This is a genomic window from Flavobacterium sp., assembly GCF_043779715.1.
In the GTDB taxonomy this organism is placed as follows: domain Bacteria; phylum Bacteroidota; class Bacteroidia; order Flavobacteriales; family Flavobacteriaceae; genus Flavobacterium.
In genome coordinates this window covers 1-3,534 of record NZ_JAYWDT010000130.1, presented here as the reverse complement: position 1 = coordinate 3,534, position 3,534 = coordinate 1, and the positions used below count along the sequence as shown (strand labels likewise).

2 protein-coding genes are annotated in these 3,534 nt (G+C 30.1%); one reads left to right on the top strand and one right to left on the bottom strand.

The features are described 5' to 3' along the window. Positions 1–90 precede the first annotated feature (90 nt). A complete protein-coding gene (locus ACH2BG_RS06545; protein WP_395046907.1) occupies positions 91–1,167 on the bottom strand; it encodes a T9SS type A sorting domain-containing protein in 1,077 nt (358 codons plus the stop codon). A gap of 191 nt (positions 1,168–1,358) precedes the next feature. Here ACH2BG_RS06545 and ACH2BG_RS06540 point away from each other — a divergent pair, with 191 nt between their 5' ends. Continuing rightward, positions 1,359–3,470, top strand: a complete 2,112-nt coding sequence (locus ACH2BG_RS06540) for a response regulator (protein ID WP_395046906.1) — start codon at positions 1,359–1,361, stop codon at positions 3,468–3,470. Positions 3,471–3,534 lie beyond the last annotated feature (64 nt).

The window sequence follows — 3,534 nt, the reverse complement described above, 5'->3', positions numbered from 1 at the left end:
TAAATACTTCTTCAAATTCTAATATTATTCTTAATAAAAAACCTATACTTTTCAAAAAAATATTGAAAATATAGGTTTTAATGGTAAACTCTAATTTTTAATTATTTTTTTGATTCCCAATTTTCCTTCAGCGGTTTTTACTTGCATTAGATACATTCCATTTGATAAATCCGAAATGTCAATTTGTGCAGCATTGCAAGATTTTATTTTTCTTCCATCTAATGTAAATACTTCGATGGTTTCGATGACTTCTTGACTGGCTATATTTACAATGCTATTACTTGGATTTGGATAGATAGAAAAATCAGAAAACTCATTAAAATCGGTAGTGCTTAATGTGGCTTCGGTAAATAAACTCGTTACGTTTGCAGGAGTTAATGTAGTTTTATAAAATCGAATATCATCTATTTGATCCATATATCTATTGGCTGAAGCTAAGTTTCCAAAACTGTTATTTCCAATTATTAGGTTATTATTTGGTAAAAAATCAGGGGAACTAGTGCTATTTCCACCCGTAGCGGTAGTTGCATTATAAGTTCGTGTTATCGTATTTTTAAGCACATTGTCAACATAAATTTTATACACATTTTCAAATGCCCAGTTTGGTGCCCCTGCATAATTGTAATAGCTTCTTCCGGTTATAGTTATTGCCACATGATGCCAATTGTTATCAGCAATATTCGTGCTTGAAGAGCAATCCCACCAACTTGAATGACCTGTGTAGGTATTTAGTCCTCCATTTGCAGTCCATCTCCATAAATAGTTACAAGATAAGCTAACAATTCCGTTTCGTAAATAAACATACCAACCTCTCGAAGATGAGTCATTTGAAGTATTAACTCGTTGCGATTGTTCCATAATAGTTCTAAAATTAGCGTCGCTTGTAGCACTTTTTACCCAAAAACTCATGCTAAGACTTGTTGTCGATTGTACTGGAACACGACTCAAATTGTCGCCCGCTAAATTTATAGCATCAGATGTTGCTCCAAATCTATCTGTCGTAAAAGTTGCAGCACTTCCTGTTCGGGTCAAATTTTCGGCTGTACCATAAGTGTCGTTTAATGATCCTCCTGTAAATTGATACTCACTGTCTAAATTAGCGGTAGGTACTTGTGCTAATGCTTTTAAAGAGAATAAAATAACTAAAAATAATAGTTTTGTTTTCATGATTTTTTGTTTTAATGTTATAGAGCAAAATTGCAGTGTTTTGAAATGCTATATGAATCAAAAAAAAATCATTCAACTCAAAAAATGACTATTCGATTCAAATAACTTCCTTTTGCATCAAAATTGATATTTCTCAAATAAAAAGTATATTTTTGATTAAAACTCAAATCCATTTTTTGAAATTAATAAAAATGAATAAAAGCAAGTATGACTCTTTAGTGTCAATAGGAATCAAGAACACTATTCAATCAAATTCTGAAACTAAAAGAATCAAGCTTTTCAATACATTCTGCTATTGTTGGTATGTTACGGCAATTATTTTATTGTTTAATTATTTAATGAAGACTCCTATTCTTTATCTGAATGTTGTGGCTCATTTTTTACAATTGATGGTTATTGTTTTGGCTCAATACTTGCACACCAAAGGAAAGTATGAAACTGGGCGATTTATGTTTGCTATGATGCTCATTGTTAATAGTTTTGTTTTTGGAAATTTCCTCAAAAAAGGACAATTGCTAGAATTTTACTTAATTTTAGCGCCAGCTGTAATCTTGGTGCTAACCGATAATAAGAAAATAAATTATAGCATTTTTACTGTTGCTCTTTTATGTTTCGCTATCCCAAATTCTTTTTTCAAACATTATTCAACCATTAATTTTTATAGCCCAGCTTTAATTTGCTTATTCATTTTGTTTTATATTTTGACTAATTATTTTAAAGAGCAAAATAAAAAAATTGAAAATCTATTGGAAGTAGAGCGAGATAAAGTGATTGCAGATAAAATTGTTTTGGAAGATCAAAGAAACAAATTGGATAAACTAAATGAATTCAAATCGCATTTTTTTGTGAATTTTTCACACGAAATTAGAACACCGCTAACCTTAATTCAAGGTAATGCGTCTAGAATTAATTTAAAAAAGTCGATAGAAGAAAATCAAGAAAAAATAAACAATATTAACAATCAAGTTTCTCAAATTCAAAATATTATAAATAATATTATCGATTTGAGTAAAATCGACTCCAATGAATTTACTATTACTTGTGCAAAAGTTGCATTGCATCCGTTTTTAGAAAAACATCATTCCGAATTTAAAGAACTTTTTCAAAAAAAGGACATTCAGTTTAATTTAAGAATGGACATACCTGAAATTGCAGTTTTTATGGATGAAGATTTGATGTCTAAATCCATAAATAACTTGCTATCCAATGCGTTAAAATTTACACCTAAAAAAGGAATTGTAGAAATCATCGTTTCATTGGAAAACGATTTGATTATTAAAATTAAAGATACCGGAATTGGAATTCCAGAATACGATTTAGACAAAGTTTTTGAACGTTTCTTTCAATCCAAAAATGATATTACTAAAAGTCAGGGAAGTGGTATAGGTTTGTCCTTTACGCAAAGTATTGTAGCAGCACACCAATTTGACATCTCTTTGTCGAGTATCCCAAATAAGGAAACCATATTTGCAATTACTATTCCTAAAAAAGCTATTGAATATGGAGCTGTTGCAACTAAAATGAGTGCCAATGGTGTTAGGATTGATCTTCTAAAAGTTCATTCTAATACATCTAAAAATTCCAAAAGGTCAGTTTTGATTGTTGAAGACAACGAACAAATGCGAAATTATTTGAAAGAAGTTTTAGAAAACTACCAAATTACCGAAGCCGAAAACGGTCAAGAGGCAATAGAAATCCTGCAACAGCAGTCGTTTGATATTATTATTACCGATTATATGATGCCTGTTTTAGATGGAGAAGAATTGGTTTTGAAAATAAAAGAGCAAGAACTAAAAACTCCTATAATTGTACTAACTGCTAGAAGCGATCAAGAAGGAAAACTTAAAATGCTTCGATTGGGAATAGATGGCTATTTGAACAAACCTTTTTTGGAAGAAGAATTACACTTAATGATAAAAAAATCGTTGCAATCATTAGACATTATAAACTCTTTTGAAACGACTTTGGCTACAGAAGAAAAAGAAAGTTTGACCATTTTTGCTAATAAATTTAATATAGAGTTGAACGAACTTATTTACAAACAGTTACATTCACCAACGTTTGGTGTTGAAGATATTGCACTTCATTTAAACATATCCAAGAGCACATTAAATCGGAAAATCAAAGCAGTTTTAGGACAGACAACACAAGAACTCATAATGGAAGCTCGATTTCAAAAAGCAAAAGTATTGCAAATGGAAAATCCGTATGCTACTAAAAAAGAAATTGCAGAAAATGTTGGAATTACAAATGCCTCCTATTTTTTTGCTAAACTAAACGAACGATTTGGGACTTCAATATAGAAATGCGAATAATAAAAAAATCCATACTTTTTATAAATTTATAATCTTTTATAAGTCCCGTGAT

What these genes read in the sequence shown, in the direction of transcription:
- ACH2BG_RS06545 (WP_395046907.1), bottom strand. Translation starts at nt 1,167, where the DNA reads ATGAAAACAAAACTATTATTTTTAGTTATTTTATTCTCTTTAAAAGCA.
- ACH2BG_RS06540 (WP_395046906.1), top strand. Translation starts at nt 1,359, where the DNA reads ATGAATAAAAGCAAGTATGACTCTTTAGTGTCAATAGGAATCAAGAAC.